14 protein-coding genes are annotated in these 16137 nt (G+C 75.0%); 9 read left to right on the top strand and 5 right to left on the bottom strand.

Going from position 1 to position 16137, the window contains the following annotated elements; translation table 11 throughout:
* Positions 1-41 precede the first annotated feature (41 nt).
* Positions 42-1541, top strand: a complete 1500-nt coding sequence (locus ABT129_RS04965) for an aldehyde dehydrogenase (NADP(+)) (protein WP_351896661.1) — start codon at positions 42-44, stop codon at positions 1539-1541.
* A 75-nt stretch (positions 1542-1616) separates the two neighbouring features.
* On the opposite strand, the gene ABT129_RS04960 is transcribed toward ABT129_RS04965, so the two are convergent.
* Positions 1617-2996, bottom strand: a complete 1380-nt coding sequence (locus ABT129_RS04960) for an MFS transporter (protein ID WP_351896658.1) — start codon at positions 2994-2996, stop codon at positions 1617-1619.
* Between the two features lie 224 nt (positions 2997-3220).
* Between ABT129_RS04960 and ABT129_RS04955 the strand changes: the two genes are divergently transcribed.
* The 4 genes from ABT129_RS04955 to ABT129_RS04940 all read left to right on the top strand — a co-directional run bounded on the left by ABT129_RS04955 (position 3221) and on the right by ABT129_RS04940 (position 6357).
* Positions 3221-4252 (top strand): GlxA family transcriptional regulator, encoded by a 1032-nt coding sequence (locus tag ABT129_RS04955; protein WP_351896656.1) that lies wholly within the window; start codon positions 3221-3223, stop codon positions 4250-4252.
* Complete coding sequence (locus tag ABT129_RS04950; protein ID WP_351896654.1) at positions 4233-4379, top strand: hypothetical protein; 147 nt, start codon at positions 4233-4235, stop codon at positions 4377-4379. The genes ABT129_RS04955 and ABT129_RS04950 overlap by 20 nt, the downstream gene beginning before the upstream one ends.
* A gap of 64 nt (positions 4380-4443) precedes the next feature.
* The gene (locus ABT129_RS04945) at positions 4444-5151 is read left to right on the top strand and encodes a DsbA family oxidoreductase (RefSeq protein ID WP_351896651.1); all 708 of its coding nucleotides are present in this window, start codon (positions 4444-4446) and stop codon (positions 5149-5151) included.
* A 147-nt stretch (positions 5152-5298) separates the two neighbouring features.
* Positions 5299-6357 carry an aminotransferase class V-fold PLP-dependent enzyme gene (locus ABT129_RS04940; protein WP_351896649.1) on the top strand — a complete coding sequence of 353 codons (1059 nt, stop codon included), beginning with the start codon at positions 5299-5301 and terminating at the stop codon, positions 6355-6357.
* 34 nt (positions 6358-6391) lie between these two features.
* On the opposite strand, the gene ABT129_RS04935 is transcribed toward ABT129_RS04940, so the two are convergent.
* Positions 6392-6901 (bottom strand): MarR family winged helix-turn-helix transcriptional regulator, encoded by a 510-nt coding sequence (locus tag ABT129_RS04935; protein WP_351896646.1) that lies wholly within the window; start codon positions 6899-6901, stop codon positions 6392-6394.
* Positions 6902-7017: 116 nt separating this feature from the next.
* Between ABT129_RS04935 and ABT129_RS04930 the strand changes: the two genes are divergently transcribed.
* Positions 7018-8085, top strand: coding sequence for an alkene reductase (locus tag ABT129_RS04930; RefSeq protein ID WP_351896644.1), 1068 nt, complete (start codon positions 7018-7020; stop codon positions 8083-8085).
* A gap of 201 nt (positions 8086-8286) precedes the next feature.
* Here ABT129_RS04930 and ABT129_RS04925 read toward each other — a convergent pair whose 3' ends face one another.
* A complete protein-coding gene (locus ABT129_RS04925; RefSeq protein ID WP_351897045.1) occupies positions 8287-9390 on the bottom strand; it encodes a pyridoxal-phosphate-dependent aminotransferase family protein in 1104 nt (367 codons plus the stop codon).
* Positions 9391-9616: 226 nt separating this feature from the next.
* On the opposite strand from ABT129_RS04925, the gene ABT129_RS04920 reads away from it, so the two are divergent.
* Both ABT129_RS04920 and ABT129_RS04915 read left to right on the top strand, forming a co-directional pair.
* On the top strand, positions 9617-11161 hold the full coding sequence (locus ABT129_RS04920; RefSeq protein ID WP_351896641.1) for an FG-GAP repeat protein: 1545 nt from the start codon (positions 9617-9619) through the stop codon (positions 11159-11161).
* Between the two features lie 50 nt (positions 11162-11211).
* On the top strand, positions 11212-12297 hold the full coding sequence (locus tag ABT129_RS04915) for an amidohydrolase family protein (protein ID WP_351896639.1): 1086 nt from the start codon (positions 11212-11214) through the stop codon (positions 12295-12297).
* 79 nt (positions 12298-12376) lie between these two features.
* On the opposite strand, the gene ABT129_RS04910 is transcribed toward ABT129_RS04915, so the two are convergent.
* The gene (locus tag ABT129_RS04910; RefSeq protein ID WP_351896637.1) at positions 12377-13009 is read right to left on the bottom strand and encodes a GNAT family N-acetyltransferase; all 633 of its coding nucleotides are present in this window, start codon (positions 13007-13009) and stop codon (positions 12377-12379) included.
* On the bottom strand, positions 13006-15102 hold the full coding sequence (locus tag ABT129_RS04905; protein ID WP_351896634.1) for a penicillin acylase family protein: 2097 nt from the start codon (positions 15100-15102) through the stop codon (positions 13006-13008). Before ABT129_RS04905 ends, ABT129_RS04910 begins: the two co-directional genes overlap by 4 nt.
* Positions 15103-15215: 113 nt before the next feature.
* Between ABT129_RS04905 and ABT129_RS04900 the strand changes: the two genes are divergently transcribed.
* Positions 15216-15941 (top strand): siderophore-interacting protein, encoded by a 726-nt coding sequence (locus ABT129_RS04900; RefSeq protein WP_351896632.1) that lies wholly within the window; start codon positions 15216-15218, stop codon positions 15939-15941.
* The last annotated feature ends 196 nt before the right edge of the window (positions 15942-16137 follow it).

The following is a 16137-nucleotide window of genomic DNA, read 5'->3' as shown; positions in this document are numbered from 1 at the left end:
ATCTACAAGAACTGTGTTCAGAATAGCGAACAGGGGTAGTGGTGGCGGCAGAACCAGTGTGGAGTGTGGACCCCGGGACGGGGAAGCCGCGCGGACAGGTTGCGGTGGAGGCCACGGCGGAGGACGTCGACCGGGCCGTACGGACCGCCCACGAGGTCCGCGAGAGCCTGGCCGACCGGACCGTACGGGCCGCCTTCCTCCGTACCGCCGCCGACCTCCTCGACGGCGCGCGCGAGCAGGTCGTCGAGACCGCCGACGCCGAGACCGCCCTCGGGCCCGTCCGGCTCACCGGCGAACTCGCCCGCACCACGGCCCAGTTGCGGGCCTTCGCCGACGTCGTCGACGAAGGCTCCTTCCTCGACATCCGCATCGACCTGCCCGACGCCGGAGCCACCCCGCCCCGCCCCGACCTGCGCCGCTGGAAGATCCCGCTCGGCGTCGTCGCCGTCTACGCCGCCAGCAACTTCCCCCTCGCCTTCTCCGTCCCCGGCGGCGACACCGCGAGCGCCCTCGCGGCCGGCTGCCCCGTGGTGGTCAAGGCCCACCCCGACCACCCGGCCACCTCCGAACTCTGCGCCGCCCTGCTGCGCCGGGCCGCCGCGAAGTCGGGCCTCCCGGAGGACGTCCTCGTCCTCGTCCACGGCTTCGACGCGGGCGTGGAACTCGTCCGCCACCCGCTCGTCGCCGCCGCGGGCTTCACCGGCTCGGTACGCGGCGGACGGGCGCTCTTCGACGCGGCCGCCGCCCGGCCCGTCCCCATCCCCTTCCACGGCGAACTCGGCTCCCTCAACCCGGTCGTGCTCACCACCGCCGCCGTCGAGGAGCGGGCCGCCGACATCGGCACCGGCCTGGCCGGCTCCATGACCCTGGGCGCCGGCCAGTTCTGCACCAAGCCCGGCCTCGTCCTCGCCCCCTCGGGCGAGGCGGGCGACCGCTTCCTCGACGCCCTCGCCGCCGGGGTCTCCACGGCAGGACCGGCCGTGCTGCTCGACCGGCGGATGCGCGACGCCTTCGTCGCCGGGGTCGCCGAACGCGCCGCGCTCGCCGGGGTCGACACCCCCGTCGCACCCGGCGCGGCCGACGCGCACACGGTCACCGCGGGCGTCCTCGCCGTCGACGCCGCCCGGATCGCCGGGGAAGACCACCACCTCCTCCTGGAGGAGTGCTTCGGCCCCGTCACTGTCGTCGCCCGCTACACCTCACGGGCGGAGGCCACCGCACTCCTCACCCGGCTGCCCGGCAACCTCACCGCCACCCTGCACATCGCCGAGCGCGACGACGACGAGGACGCGGCCCCGCTCCTCGCCGCACTCACCCCGCTGGCGGGCCGCGTCCTCGTCAACGGCTGGCCCACCGGCGTCGCCGTCGCCGCCGCCCAGCACCACGGGGGTCCCTACCCGGCCACCACCTCCACCTCCACCTCGGTCGGCGCGACCGCGATCGAACGCTGGCTGCGCCCGGTCACCTACCAGTCGACCCCCGGCCACCTGCTCCCGCCGGAGCTCCGCGACGGCAACCCCCTGCGGCTGCCCCGCCGCTGAGCCACCGGGGCGGCGGCCGGACCCGCCGCCCCGGTGGGCCGGGTCCGCCGCCGCGCCCCGTACGGTGCGTGAGGCTCAGGCCCGCCGGCCCGGGAGCCGGAGGGACGCCACGGTCGTCAGGGCCAGCAGGCCCGCGCTGATCAGCAGGCTCGTCCGCAGCGCCGCCGTCACGTCCCGGGCCGCCATCGAGCCGAACACGGCGACGGCGAGCGCGCCCGCCGTCTGCCGGACCGCGTTCAGGAGGCCCGCCGCCGTACCCGCGCGCTCCGCCGGAACCGCCTCCATCATCGAGGCGATGAGGGGCGGCAGCGAGAAGCCCGCGCCCAGGGCCAGCGGGACGAGCAGCAGGGCCTGCGCCACCCGCGAGGACTCCGCGTCCACGGTGAGGAGGCCGAGCAGGCCGCCCACCGCCACCGCCTGGCCCACCACGATCGGCAGCCGTGCCCCGTACCGCGCCGCCACCCCCGCCGACAGGATGTTCACCCCGGCGAGCAGCCCCGTCATCGGCAGGAACATCAGCCCGGCGGCCAGCGCCGACAGGCCGAGCACCTGCTGGAAGAAGAGGCTGAAGACGAAGAGCATCCCGTAGAAGGCGACGCTGTTCGCCGAACCCGCCGCCACCGCGACCGCCACCGTCCTGTTCCTGAACAGCCCCAGCGGCACCACCGGCTCGCGGCGCCCCGCCTCGATCAGCAGGAACGCGGCGAAGGACACGACCGCCACCCCCAGCGCCCACCAGGCCTCCGTACCGCCCTCGATGGCCGCGAAGGTCAGCGCCCCGAGCGCCGTCACCGCCGTCAGCTGTCCCGGCAGGTCGAGCGGCGCGGCCCGGCGCTCCGAGCGGGTCACCCGGGTCAGCAGGGCGAGCGCGACCAGCCCCAGCGGCAGGTTGACGAAGAAGATGCCCCGCCAGCTCCACGCCGTCGTCAACGCCCCGCCCACGACCGGCCCGAGCGCCACCGCGACCGTCCCGCCCGCCGCCCACAGCGACACCGCGCGCGCCCGCCGCCCCGGATCGCCGTACGCCTCCCGGACCAGCGCCAGGGACGCCGGCAGCATCACGGCCGCCGCCGCGCCCTGCACCGAACGGGCCGCCAGGAGCGACGGGAGACCGGGGGCGAGTCCGCAGGCGGCCGAGGCGAGCACGAAGACGACGACCCCGGCCCCGTACGCCCGACTCGCCCCGACCCGGTCGGCGAGCGCCCCGCTGGACAGCAGCAGTGCGGCGAAGGACAGCGTGTACGCGTCGACCACCCACTGGAGCCCGGACATCCCGGCCCGCAGATCGGTGCCGATCGCGGGCAGGGCGACATTGACGACGGAGGTGTCGAGGGTGATGAGGGCGAACCCGAGCATCGCGGCGGCCAGGGCGGGGCCCGGGGAGCCGGGACCCTTCGCGGTGGGTACGGGGGAGGGGGCGGCGACGGCGGGCGGGGTGAGGCGGGTTGAGGACATGCCCCCAGCCTCATGATCGGCGGGGTCGTACAGTAGTGGCCCGAATGCCATATGCCCGGAGGTTCTGGCCAGCCATGACGGATGTGCGGGAGACGGAACGAGGGACGGGGTCCGGGGCCGGGTCCGGGGCCGCCGGGTCCGGGTCCGGGACCGAGATCGGCACCGGGGCGGATGCCGGTACCGGCACCCGGGTCCGGCGGTCGCGTGCGGCGCGATCGCCGCGCGTGCCGTCCGTCCCGGTCGCCGCCCCCGGCGCCGTCCGCGTCCGGCGGGTCGCCGTGATCGCCGCCCCGCCCGTCTCGATGTTCAACCTGGCCATCCCCGAGATGCTGTTCGGCAAGGTCGAGATCGACGGCGCACCCGGCTACGAGACGGTCATCTGCGCCCCCGACCCCGGGCCCGTCCCCACCACCGGCGGTCTCGACCTGGTCGTCCCGCACGGCCTCGACGCCGTCGCCGGGGCCGACACCGTGGTCCTCGCGGGCAGCGGCTCGTACACCGACCCCGATCCGCGCATCCTCGACGCGCTCCGCGCCGCCGCCGCCGAGGGCCGGCGGATCGCCTCCATCTGCACCGGCGCCTTCGCGCTCGCCGAGGCCGGACTGCTCGACGGCCGGGCGGCGACGACCTACTGGGAGTACCGGTCCCTGCTCGCCGCCCGGCACCCCGCCGTCGACCTCCAGGACGACGTCCTGTTCGTCCAGGACGGGCCGGTGCTCACCTCCTCCGGGTACGCGGCCGGCATCGACCTCTGTCTGCACGTGATCCGGACCGACTACGGCGCCGCCGTCGCCAACACCGTCGCCCGGCTCGCCCTGGTGGCACCCGTACGGCCCGGCGGGCAGGCCCAGTTCACCCGGACCCCGCTGCCGCCCGAGCGGGGAGTCTCCTTCGCCGACACGCGCGCCTGGGCCATGGAACACCTCGACGAACCGCTCGGCCTCACCGACCTCGCCCGGCACTCCGGGGTCTCCGTCCGCACCCTCTCCCGCCGCTTCCACGCCGAGACCGGGGTCAGCCCCCTCCAGTGGCTGCTGCACCAGCGGGTGGAACGGGCGAAGGAGCTCCTGGAGACCACCTCGCTCGCCATGGACGGGGTCGCCCGCGCCAGCGGCCTCGGTACGGCGGACTCGCTGCGGCAGCACCTGCTGCGCCGCACGGGCCTCACCCCGAGCGCGTACCGCTCCTCCTTCAGCCGCCTGCCCGCCGCCGGCCGGAGTCCGGCGGGCGGCCGGGGTGACCACGGCCCGTCTTGAGGTCTTCGAGAAGAACCAGCGCCCCCGGGTCTTCTGCGCGGCCCACGGCTGGACCCCCGACCCGGAGGACCCGCGCGAGGGCGATCACCTCGTGCTCCGCCTCACACCGGGGCCCGAAACGGAATGAAATCCGCCGGTGAGGTCGTTGGTCCCACGGAACATCCCACCGGCAACCCTCGGAGAGACATCACATGCGCGTCGAGATCTGGAGCGACATCGCCTGCCCCTGGTGCTACATCGGCAAGGCCCGGTTCGAGCAGGGGCTCGCGGCCTTCGCCCACCGTGACGGCGTCGAGGTCGTGCACCGCTCCTTCGAGCTCGACCCGAACCGCGCCAAGGGCGACACGGGACCCGTCCTGGAGATGCTCGCCGAGAAGTACGGCCGCACCCTCGACGAGGCCCGCGCCATGGAGGCGCACGTCGCGTCCAACGCGCACTCCGAGGGCCTCGGCTACCGCACCGAGGGCCGCGACCACGGCAACACCTTCGACATCCACCGGCTGCTGCACCTCGCGAAGGACCGCGGGCGCCAGAACGAGCTCCTGGACCTGGCCTACCGCGCGAACTTCGCCGAGGAGCGCTCCGTCTTCGACGCCGAGACCCTGGTGACGCTCGGCGTCGAGGCCGGTCTCGACGAGGCCGAGGTGCGGGCCGTCCTGGCCGACGGCTCCGCCTACGCCGACGCCGTGCGCGAGGACGAGCGCGAGGCCGCCGAACTCGGCGCGAACGGCGTGCCGTTCTTCGTCCTCGACCGCCGCTACGGCATCTCCGGCGGCCAGCCCGCCGAGGTCTTCACCCAGGCCCTGGAGCAGGCCTGGCAGGGCAGGGCGCTCCAGCCGATCGGCGGGGACGCGGCGGCCTGCGACACGGACGGCAGCTGCGAGGTCCCCGGGGCCTGACCGCCCCGGCGGGCGGGTATCCGGGTTCCCCCGGAGGCGCGCCCGGCCACCCGCACCCCCTCTCACCTGCGGTGATAAGCGCGGCTTGGGGGTTCCCCACGATCGAACCCGATTGACGGGTGATCGTGGGGAACCCAGGGTGGGTCCATGGATTCCCTGGAAAAGCCGCTCGGCGGCGCAGAGTTCGCGCCCAAGCAGACCTATCTCAACACCTCCGCCTGCGGGCTGCTGCCCCGGCGGACCGTCGAGGCCGTCAGGCTCCTCGCCGAGGAGACCGCCGACGGCCGCCCGGGCGGCGCCGGAGACTTCGAGATCGTCGACGAGGCCCGTGCCGCCTTCGGCCGGATCGCCGGAGTGCCGCCCGAGCGCGTGGCCGTCGGCAGCTCGGTCGCGGTGCACTGCGGGATGATCGCCCAGTCGATGCCCGCGGGTTCCGAGATCCTCTTCCCCGAGGGGGACTTCTCCTCCGTCATCACCCCCTTCACGATCCGGGGGGACCTCAAGACGCGGTTCGTGCCCCTGGAGCGGCTCGCCGAGTCCGTCCGCCCCGAGACCGCCCTCGTGGCCTTCTCCGCCGTGCAGTCGGCGGACGGCCGGACCGCCGACTTCTCGGCGATCCGGGCCGCGGCGGCGACCCACGGCGCCCGGACGCTCATGGACGCCACGCAGTCGGCGGGCTGGCTGCCGCTGCGCGCGGGGGAGTGGGACTACACGGTCGCCGGTGGCTACAAGTACCTGCTCTGCCCGCGCGGGGCGTCCTTCCTCACCGTCACCGAGGAGGCGCAGGACTCGCTCCTCGCGATCCACGCCAACTGGGTCACCGGCGAGGAGCTGTGGGTGAACAGCTACGGCCCGGTCCGCGAACTGGCCCGTACCGCACGCCGTTTCGACGAGCCCGCGGCCTTCCTCTCGTACCACGGGGCGGCCCGTTCGCTGGCGCTCCTCGAGGAGGTCGGCATCGAGCGGATCGAGGCCCACGACAAGGGGCTCGCGGCCCGCTTCCGCGAGGGTCTCGTCGCCCTGGGCCACGCGCCCGTGGCGGACACCTCGACGGTCGTCGCGGTCCCGGGTCTCGGGGAGCGCGCGGACGCGCTGCGCGAGGCGGGCATCCTGCTCTCCGCCCGCGCGGGCAACCTCCGCGCCTCCTTCCACCTGTACAACACGGCGGCGGACGTGGACCGGATCCTGGACGTCCTGGCGGACTGACCCGCGCCCGGCGGCCGCCGACGGGTCCCGGGGCTCAGCAGCCGCCCGGTGCCGGCGGGCACTCGCCCGCCTCGCCCGCCTCCTCGGCCAGGTTCTCCGCCACGAGGCCGAGGAGCCGGGCCAGCTCCGTGCGGTCGTCCGGCCCGAGCCCGTTCAGGGAGAGCCGCTCCAGGTCCGACCAGACGCCCTCGACGCCGGCGCGCAGCGAGCGTCCCTCGTCCGTCGCCTCGACGAGGACCGCGCGCCGGTCGGCCGGGTCGGGCCCGCGGCGGACGTGGCCGCACTGCTCCAGGCGCTGGAGCATCTTCGTCACCGTGGAGGCGTCGAGGCCCAGGGACTGGATCAGCTCCGACTGGCGGACCGGTCCGCAGTCCCAGAGCCGCATCATCATCATCTCCTGGCCGGGGTACAGGCCGAGCTCCCGCAGCCGCCGTCCGGCGGCGATCCGGTGCATCCGGGCCACCCGGGCCAGGGCGATGCTGACGGGTCCGCCGCGCGCGGCGGACGGCACCGGCTCGGTACAGACGGGGTCGGTTCCTGACATGGCTGGCTCCTCGGGACGGCTCCCCACCAGATTACCTTGGCTGGCCAATCAATGGGTTACAGTGGCATCCGGACCAGATACTTGGCCGACCACATAAATCTGTGAAGGGGACAGCCATGACCACCGCCTTCGACCCCGTCGACCTCGCCGGCACCCGGCTCGCCAACCGCATCGCCATGGCGCCCATGACCCGCAGCCGGGCCGAGGGCGAGAGCCGGATCCCCACCCCCCTCGTCGCCGAGTACTACGCCCAGCGCGCCTCGGCCGGCCTCATCATCACCGAGGGCGCCCAGCCCACCGCCATCGGCCAGGGCTACCCCAACACCCCGGGCCTGCACTCCGCCGAGCAGATCGCCGCCTGGCGCGAGGTCACCGACGCCGTCCACGAGCGCGGCGGAACGATCTTCGCGCAGCTGATGCACGCCGGCCGGATCAGCCACCCCGTCGTCCTCGGCGGCGGCCTCCACCCCGTCGGCCCCTCCGCCGTCGCCCCGGCCGGCCAGCTCTTCGCCGGCACCGGCCTCATCGACTTCGTCGCCCCGCGCGAGCTCACCGCCGACGAGATCCACGAGACGGTCGCCGGCTTCGCCGCGGCCGCCCGCAACGCCGTCGAGGCCGGCTTCGACGGCGTCGAGATCCACGGCGCCAACGGCTACCTCGTCCAGCAGTTCCTCGCCTCCGGCTCCAACCACCGCACCGACGAGTGGGGCGGCCCCGTCGAGAACCGCATCCGCTTCGCCGTCGAGGTCGTCAAGGCCGTCGCCGCCGAGATCGGCCCCGACCGCACCGGCCTGCGCGTCTCCCCGGCCAACACCTACAACGACATCGCCGAGACCGACACCGAGGAGCTCTACCCCGCCCTCGTCGCCGCGATCGACCCGGTCGGCATCGCGTACCTGCACGTCACCGAGCCCGCCCCGGAGATCCGCGAACTGACCCTCGCCCTGCGCAAGGCGTTCTCCGGCACCTTCATCCTCAACCCGTCCACCGAAGGGCCGACCGGAGCCGACGCCCTGGCCCTCATCGAGGACGGCACCGCCGACCTCGTCGCGTACGGGGCGCTGTTCCTCGCCAACCCCGACCTGCCCGCCCGTCTGAAGGCCGGTGGCCCCTACAACACCCCGGACGCCACGACCTTCTTCGGCGGCGACCACCGCGGCTACACCGACTACCCGGCGCTGTAGCCGGACCTCCGGGCCCGCACGGATCTCCGGGCCCGCACGGATCTCCGGGCCCGCACGGATCTCTTGGAAGCCCCGGAAGCCCCGGAAGCCCCGGAAGCCCAGGAACCCCCAGAGCCCCCGGGGCACGTCGAAGGGCGGCGGTCCGGCACCGGACCCCCGCCCCTCACGCGTACGACCGGCCGGGCCGCCCCGTACGACCGGTCAGACCGCCCACGCCTCCGTGACCGCCCGGCGCGCGCCCTCCAGGTCCACCGCGCGGCCCGTCTCGCCGAGCGCCGCGCCCAGCGCGGCCAGCGAGGACTGCACCGCTCCCGGGGTCGCGTCCACGCCGTAGTGGTTGACCCGGACCATCTCCTTGGCCAGCGCCCCGCCGCCCGCGATCAGCGGCAGCGACGGGTCGGCGGCGAGCGCCTTCGCCACCAGCTCCGAGGCGTCCACCCCGTCCGGCACGCGCAGCGTCGTCGCGACCGGGGCCGCGTCCTTCGCCTCGTACACGTACGGCTCCAGACCGCCGCCCAGCGCCAGCGTCCCCGCGCGGGTCGCGGCCGCCGCCGAGGCGTGCCGCGCCATCAGCGCGTCCAGGCCCTCCGCCTCGATCCGCTCCACACAGGCCTCCAGGGCCAGCATCTCCAGCTGCGCCGGAGCGTGCAGCAGCGTCCTGCGGCCCCCGTCGATCCAGCGCTCCTTCCAGTCGAGGAGGGAGAGGTACGAGCGGCGCGGCGCGGCCGGGTTGGCGGCGAAGCGCTCCCAGGCCCGCGCGCTCACGGACACCGCCGACACGCCCGCGGGCCCGCCCATCGCCTTCTGCGCGCCGATGATGCACATGTCCACGCCCCACGCGTCCGGCAGCACCGGCTCGGCGCCGATCGAGGCCACCGCGTCCAGGTAGAACAGCGCGCCGTGCGCCCGCACGACCTCACCGATCTCCGCCACCGGGTTGGTGTTCCCGGTCGCCGCCTCCGCGTGCACCAGGGAGACGAAGTCGATCTCCGGGTGCGCGGCGAGCGCCTGCTCCACCTGGGCGGCCGTCACGGCGGTGTGGAAGGGCACCGCCAGGTCGACGACGGTCGCCCCGCAGTCCCGCAGCCAGTTGCCGAAGGTCTGCCCGTACGGCCCGGTGACCACGTTCAGCGCGGTCGAACCCGCCCGCGCCCCACTGCGGATGCACCCCTCCAGGGGGAGCAGCGCCTCGCCCTGGGTGATCACCACGTCCTGCTCCGTGGAGAGCAGCGCGGCCACCCGCCGCTCGATCGACGCGAAGTGCGCGGCGGTCAGCGGGGCCAGGTCCAGGAGCGGGTGTGTCACGGTCACGGCGGTGCCTTCTTCGACTCGGATTCGTGCGGGCGGAACTCCGGATCAGGGTACCGAGCGGCTTCCGCGGGGCCCGTGGGCCACCCGTACAAAAGGGATCTTCGTTCCGGTGCAACCTTCTTCGGACATCGTGTGTCCCACAGAGCGACGGACCGGGCACGGGCCCCGTCCGGCGCACCCCCGCAGCCGCCCGGAACCCTCCGACTCCAGGAGTCGCTCCATGCGCAAGCACCGTTCCGCCGCCCTCGCCGCGGCGACGCTCCTCCTTCTCACCGGCGCGGGGATCGCGACCGCGCCCGCCGCCTGGGCCGGGGTGCCCGGCGGCACCCGCGCCGACGACCGCAACTGCGACTTCGACGGCGACGGCTTCGACGACGTCCTCGTCGGCGCGCCCGGCGCGGCCGTCGGCGGCAGGCGGGGCGCCGGCCTCGTCACCGTCCAGTACGGCTCCCCGCACGGCATCGACACCCGCGCAGGCACGGTGATCGACCAGGACACGCCCGGGGTGCCCGGCGGCGCCGAGGCGGGCGACTCGTTCGGGGCCGCCGTCGCCACCGGGGACCTCGACGGCGACGGCTACGACGACGCCGTGATCGGGGCTCCCGGAGAGGACATCGGCACCCGCGCCGACGTCGGCGGCGTGATCGTCCTGTGGGGTTCCCCGCACGGACTCGTCGGCTCCGACAGCCTCTGGCTCGACAGTCTCCTCGGCCCGGTGGCCGGGGCCCGCTTCGGATCGGCCCTCGGCGCCGCCCGGTTCACCGCCGAGACGCCCGGCGACCAGCTGATCGTCCTCGACGGCAGGGCGGCGGAGTGGCACCTCTTCGGCGCCGCGCCGCGGCCGGGCGAGTCCCGGACCGCCACGGACCCCCGGTGGCACCGCGCCCACTCCCTGAACCGGGCCGCCGTCGCGCGGGCCGGTGCGCGCGCCGCCGACGAGCCGCCGCCGCGCGATCTCGTCGCGAAGTCCGTCACCACCGGCGACCACGACAGGAACGGCTACGCGGACCTGGTGATCACCGGACTCAGCACCGGAGCCGAACCCGGCCACGGCTGGTCCTGGTACCTGGCGGGGGAGAGCGACCGCCTCGACTACCGGCGCGAGCTGCGGGGCGGCCCGGTCGCCGCCTCCGGGGACATCGACGGGGACGGCTACGACGACCTCGTCACCGGCGAGCCGCAGAGCCCCGACGACGGCGGCGAGACCATGACCGGCGGCCTCGTCGGGGTCTACCGGGGCGGTCCGGACGGCCCCGCGGGCGCCACCGGCGTCGGCACCCCGCCGCAGTGGTGGACGCAGAACTCCCCGGGAGTGCCGGGCGACTCCGAGCGCGGCGACGGCTGGGGCGCCGACCTCTCCCTCGGGGACACGAACAAGGACGGATACGCCGACCTCGCGATCGGCGCACCCGGCGAGGACAACGGCACCGTCGCCGACGCCGGCATGGTCACCGTCCTGCGCGGCACCGCCCGGGGGCTGACCGGCTCCGGCGCCGCCTCGTGGACGCAGAACTCGCCGTCCGTACCCGGCGCGGTCGAGAAGGGCGACCGGTTCGGCGGCCACGTACGGCTCGTCGACCCCAACGCCGACGGCCGGTTCGGACTGCTCACCGCCGCCCCCGGCGAGGACACCGGGGACGGCTGCGTCTGGGTCTTCTCGGCCGGTACGGGAGGACTGACCGCCACCGGTTCGTGGACCTTCGGCGCGGGCACCTTCGGCGGCCCGTACCTGGACGCCCGCTACGGGGCCGCGATCGACGAGTGACCCCCCGATCGGGGGTCCCGGGCCGGCACCCGCCCTCGTACAGTGCAGCCATGAGCGATCACACGGTGCTGCACGTGAAGGGACGGGTGCTCGTCGGCCCCGAGGACGTACGGGACGAACTGTGGTGCGTCGACGGGCGGATCACCTTCGACCGGCCGGCCGCCGAGGCGGTCACCGTCGAGGGCTGGGTCCTGCCCGGACTGGTCGACGCCCACTGCCACGTCGGCCTCGACCGGCACGGCCCCGTCGACGAGGCCACCAGCGAGAAGCAGGCCCTCACCGACCGGGACGCGGGCACCCTGCTCATCCGGGACGCGGGCTCACCCTCCGACACGCGCTGGATCGACGACCGCGAGGACCTGCCGAAGATCATCCGGGCCGGTCGGCACATCGCCCGCACCCGCCGCTACATCCGCAACTACGCCCACGAGATCGAGCCCGCCGACCTCGTGGCGTACGTCGGCCGCGAGGCCCGGCGCGGCGACGGCTGGGTCAAGCTCGTCGGCGACTGGATCGACCGTGAGGCGGGCGACCTCACCGCCTGCTGGCCGCGCGCCGAGGTCGAGGCCGCCATCGCCGAGGCGCACCGGCTCGGCGCCCGCGTCACCGCCCACTGCTTCGCGGAGGACTCGCTCCGCGACCTCGTCGAGGCCGGGATCGACTGCGTCGAGCACGCCACGGGGCTCACCGAGGACACCATCCCGCTCTTCGCCGAGCGGGGCGTCGCGATCGTCCCGACCCTGGTCAACATCGCGACCTTCCCGCACCTCGCCGACGGCGGCCAGGAGAAGTTCCCGCGCTGGTCGGCCCATATGCGCCGGCTGTACGAGCGCCGGTACGACACCGTGCGCTCCGCCTACGACGCGGGCGTGCCGGTCTTCGTCGGCACCGACGCGGGCGGCTCCCTCGCCCACGGGCTGGTCGCCGAGGAGGTCGAGGAGCTGACGAAGGCGGGGATCCCGCCGATCGACGCGCTCGCGGCCACCACCTGGTACGCCAGGTCCTGGCTGGGCCGCCCCTCCCTGGAGGAGGGCGCCCCGGCCGACCTCGTCGTCTACGGCGAGGACCCGCGCGCGGACGTCCGCGTCCTCGCGGCGCCGCGCCGGGTCGTCGTCAACGGCCGGGTGGCCGGCTGAACCGGGTCCGGGGAGCGGCGGCCAGGACGGGAGTTCCCGGGGCCCGACCGGAGGCCGGTCGGGCCCGGTGGGGCGCGGGCTAGGGCCTGTCGTCACCTTCCCGTCGTCGCCCGGGGGACAGACGGCAAGGCGACGACAGGTCCTGGCGGAGGGTCAGGAAGGCGAGCCGGGCCCTCTTCTCCGGGAGGAAGACCTCCGGCAGGTCCACCTCGGGGAGCACGACCTCCGGGCCCAGCTCGAACCCGGCGCGCACCATGCGGGCGATCGCCCTCTCGTTGGCGGCGTCCGGCTCGACGACCACCCGTGTGTGGTCCCGCAGCGCGAAGGCGACCAGGGCGGAGAGGAGCGCGCCGGTGAAGCCGGGACGCGGCGTGCCGTTCGGCGCGATGAGGAAGTGGGCGCCGACGTCCCCGGGGAGCACCTCGTAGCACTCGCTCACCCGGTCGGCCCCGGGGTCGTACGTCTGCAGGAGGGCGACCGGCTCGTCGTCCAGGCTCACCAGGAAGCCGTGGTGGGTGGTGAGCGAGTCGAGGTGCGCGTAGACGTCCCGGACCTGCTCGACGGTGGTGCCGACCATGCCCCAGAAGCGGCACCGCTCCTCGTTGACCCAGCCGTGCAGGACCGGGGCGTCGCGGTCGGGCTCGACGGGCCGGACCACGACGGTGCCGAGGCCCTCGACCCGGTGGACGTAGGCGGCGGTCGTGGTGGTCATTCCTGCTCCTTGGTGAGGTACTGCCAGTCGGTGGTGACGGGGGCGAGCTCGCCCCTCAGCCACAGCGGAAGCTGGTCGCGGTGGTGCGGGTCGCCGGGGACGCCGGAGGCGCCGAACGGCACGATCCAGCCGCTCCGTTCGCGGTCGGCGAGGTCCCAGACGTAGCGGGCGGCGGAGGCGCGGGCGCTGCGGTCGGTCCACCCGGGGACGCTGGAGGTGGAGAGCACGCAGTCGTGGTCCCCGCCGAGCCCCGGCCACCGGTCGTCGTCGGGGTCGGGCAGCGCCTGCCAGGGCGCGAGCCGGTGCGTCACGCCCCAGGCGGCCGGGGGCTCGCCGGAAGCGACCTCGTCGAGCGCCTCGCGCACGATCCGGTCGACGTCCCCCGCGGGCACCGGCCCGGCGAAGAGCAGGGTCTCCAGGGCGTGGGCGACGCGCGGGCCGAGCGCCAGCCAGGGCCGGAACACCTCGGGGTACGGGGCGGGTTCGCGCAGCGCCGCGAAGGCCTCGTGGGCGGCGAGCCGTCGCACCACGGCCCCGCGCACGGCGGCGTACAGCCCGGCGTCGGTGCTGTCCGCCTCCATCCGCCGGTCCCAGGCGAGCAGCCGGTCCCGCACGGCGGAGGCGGCGGCGGAGAGGGGAGCGCGGTCCCCTGCCCCGCCCACCCGTGCAACCGCCGCGAGGAGGCGGGCGGCCGAGGGGTTGTCGGTGTCGCGGTGGACGGCCGTGGTGGTCTCCGGGGTCCACTCCGCCGAGGCGCCGAGGAGCGCGTCGATCCGGGCGGCCCGGTGCGGCGGGGCGAACTCGATCCCCAGGGGCGCGGCCAGGCCCCGGGCGTTGGCCATCACCGCGTGGCCGGCCACCTCGGCGCGGGGCAGCGGCGCCGGAGCGGCCTCCCAGTCGTGTGCCGGGTCCCAGGCGGGCACGACGCGCAGGGAGTTGGCGCGGTGCCGGACGGGGACGTGGCCGGCCACCCGGTGCAGCAGACCGCCCCGGGTGTCGGCGGCCAGGACGACGTTCACGGGTTCGACCCAGCCGTCGAGGGCGGCGTCGACGTCGGCGACGGTCCGGGAGCGCAGCAGCGCGGGCAGGACCCCGAAACCGAGCTCCGCGGTGACGCGGGGCGGGTAGCGCAGGGCGACGGCCTCCCAGGGGGCGGAACCCTCCGACGGCTCTCCGTCGACGCCGATGATCACCGGACCCCGGTCCGTCTCGATCACCTCGATCACGACCGGTTCCCCGCCCCTGACCTCGATCGTCTCGGTGTGCGCCGCCGCCGGCCGCCATCCCTCGGGGCCGTACGCCTCCACCGCGCCGTCCGGGAGCCGCCGCAGCCGTTCCCGGTAGAGGTCCTGGTAGTCCGCCATCGCGTTGGTGATGGCCCAGGCGACCGGCCCGGTGTGGCCGAAGTGGGCGAGTCCGGGGATGCCCGGCACGGCGATGCCCACGACGTCGTACGCGGGGCAGGCGAGCCGGATCTGCTGGTAGACGCCGGGTGCCTCGATGAACCGGTGCGGGTCGCCGGCCACCAGGGCCGCTCCGCTCGCGGTCCGCTCGCCCGAGAGGAGCCAGCCGTTGGAGCCGGAGGTGCCGGGCCCGTCGGTCGCGAAGAGCTCGGTCCACTCCTCGCCGAGCCGTCGGGCGACCTCCTCGCGCCACAGTTTGGCGGGGAAGCCGGCGAACAGGATGTGGGTGGTGAGCCAGACGGCGAGCGGGGTCCACGGCTCCCACCGGCCGGGCGCGAGGCCGGTCTCCGCGAACTCGGGGGCGCGTCCGGCGCCCTCCGCCAGGCCGTCGTTGACCCCGTCCACGTAGGCGCGGACCCACGCGGCGGTCGGCGCGTCCTCGCGTTCGAGCCGCTCGAAGCAGCGGCGGGCGGTGTCGGCGAGCCGGGAGCGCCGGGCGAAGGTGTCCCAGGCGAGTTCGGCGGTGCCGAGGAAGGCGGCCGTGGTGCCCTGGGCGCGGTGCCGTTCGACCTCCAGCTGCCAGGCCCGGTCCCGGGCGGTGACGCGGCCCTGGGCGAAGGCGAGTTCGTCCGGGTCCGCGGCGCGCAGATGGGGGACGCCCCAGGCGTCGCGGTAGACCTCGATGCTCACGGAGTTCCCGATCCCGTCCTTGTCCTGCCATGGCCTTCTGCCATGTCCACTGCGGTTTTCTTAGGTTAGGCTGACCTAAATTAACTTACAGGAGTTCAGGGGAGGGGATTGCCGTGGGTCACGGCTGGCAGGGTGCCGTTCTCAAGCTGTTCCGAGGCAAGGACTTCACGTTCACCGTGACGGGGGCCGAGCAGGTCACCGAGGACTACCGCAGGGTCCACTTCACCGACGGGGGTCTGCTCGCGGCCGCCGGAATCCATCCGACGATGTGGGTGCGCCTCTGGTTCGACAACGGCGGCAAGCCGCACCAGCGCGCCTACACCCTGGTCGACCCCGACCAGGAGGCCGGCACCTTCAGCCTGGAGTTCGCGCTCCACGACGGCGTCGCCAGCCACTGGGCCCGCGCCTGCGCCCCCGGCGACACCGTGGACGCCACCCTCCAGGGCACCGGCTTCGAGGCCCCCGCCCCGCTCCCCGGGCGGCTGCTCGTGGTCGGCGACCCGGCCTCGCTGCCCGCGGTCAACTCCCTGCTCGACGCGCTCCCCGGCGTCCCGGCCACCGTCTGGTTCGAGACCCAGCACGCCTCGGACGAGGACCTGCCGGTCCGGCTCGACGCCGAGCACCACGAGCTGCGCCGGGTGCCGCGCCGGGACGGCGGCGCCGACCTGGTCGCCCGGGTGAAGGCCGAGCTTCCCGGGCTGGCCGCGTCCGGCTTCGACCCGTACGTCTGGATCGCCTGCGACACCGCGACCACCCGCACCCTCGCCACGTACGCGCGCAAGGAACTGGCCCTCCCCAAGGAGCGCGTCCACGCCCTCGGGTACTGGCGGGCGGGCTAGGGCTCTCCGGCCATCGGCCCGGTCCGGCGCGCCGGCCGCCGGGCACGCCGACGGCGCGCACCGGGTTGACGATCCGTTACCCCGGTGCGGCGCCGGTCGTTCACACCGTTCCCGACTCTGCCCGCGCGTGCGAAAGACGCGGGACACCCGGGAACGGTTGTGTCCAGAAAAATCGAAAATGAACACGGAAACCCCC

This window comes from Streptomyces sp. NPDC002057, from assembly GCF_040296665.1.
Classification (GTDB): Bacteria; Actinomycetota; Actinomycetes; order Streptomycetales; family Streptomycetaceae; genus Streptomyces.
This window is presented reverse-complemented; position numbering and strand designations above follow the sequence as displayed.

Coding starts and splice junctions, on each gene's coding strand:
- ABT129_RS04945 (WP_351896651.1), top strand. CDS start 4,444: ATGCGCGTCGAGATCTGGAGCGACATCGCCTGCCCCTGGTGCTACATC.
- ABT129_RS04935 (WP_351896646.1), bottom strand. CDS start 6,901: ATGTCAGGAACCGACCCCGTCTGTACCGAGCCGGTGCCGTCCGCCGCG.
- ABT129_RS04960 (WP_351896658.1), bottom strand. CDS start 2,996: ATGTCCTCAACCCGCCTCACCCCGCCCGCCGTCGCCGCCCCCTCCCCC.
- ABT129_RS04930 (WP_351896644.1), top strand. CDS start 7,018: ATGACCACCGCCTTCGACCCCGTCGACCTCGCCGGCACCCGGCTCGCC.
- ABT129_RS04915 (WP_351896639.1), top strand. CDS start 11,212: ATGAGCGATCACACGGTGCTGCACGTGAAGGGACGGGTGCTCGTCGGC.
- ABT129_RS04910 (WP_351896637.1), bottom strand. CDS start 13,009: ATGACCACCACGACCGCCGCCTACGTCCACCGGGTCGAGGGCCTCGGC.
- ABT129_RS04940 (WP_351896649.1), top strand. CDS start 5,299: ATGGATTCCCTGGAAAAGCCGCTCGGCGGCGCAGAGTTCGCGCCCAAG.
- ABT129_RS04920 (WP_351896641.1), top strand. CDS start 9,617: ATGCGCAAGCACCGTTCCGCCGCCCTCGCCGCGGCGACGCTCCTCCTT.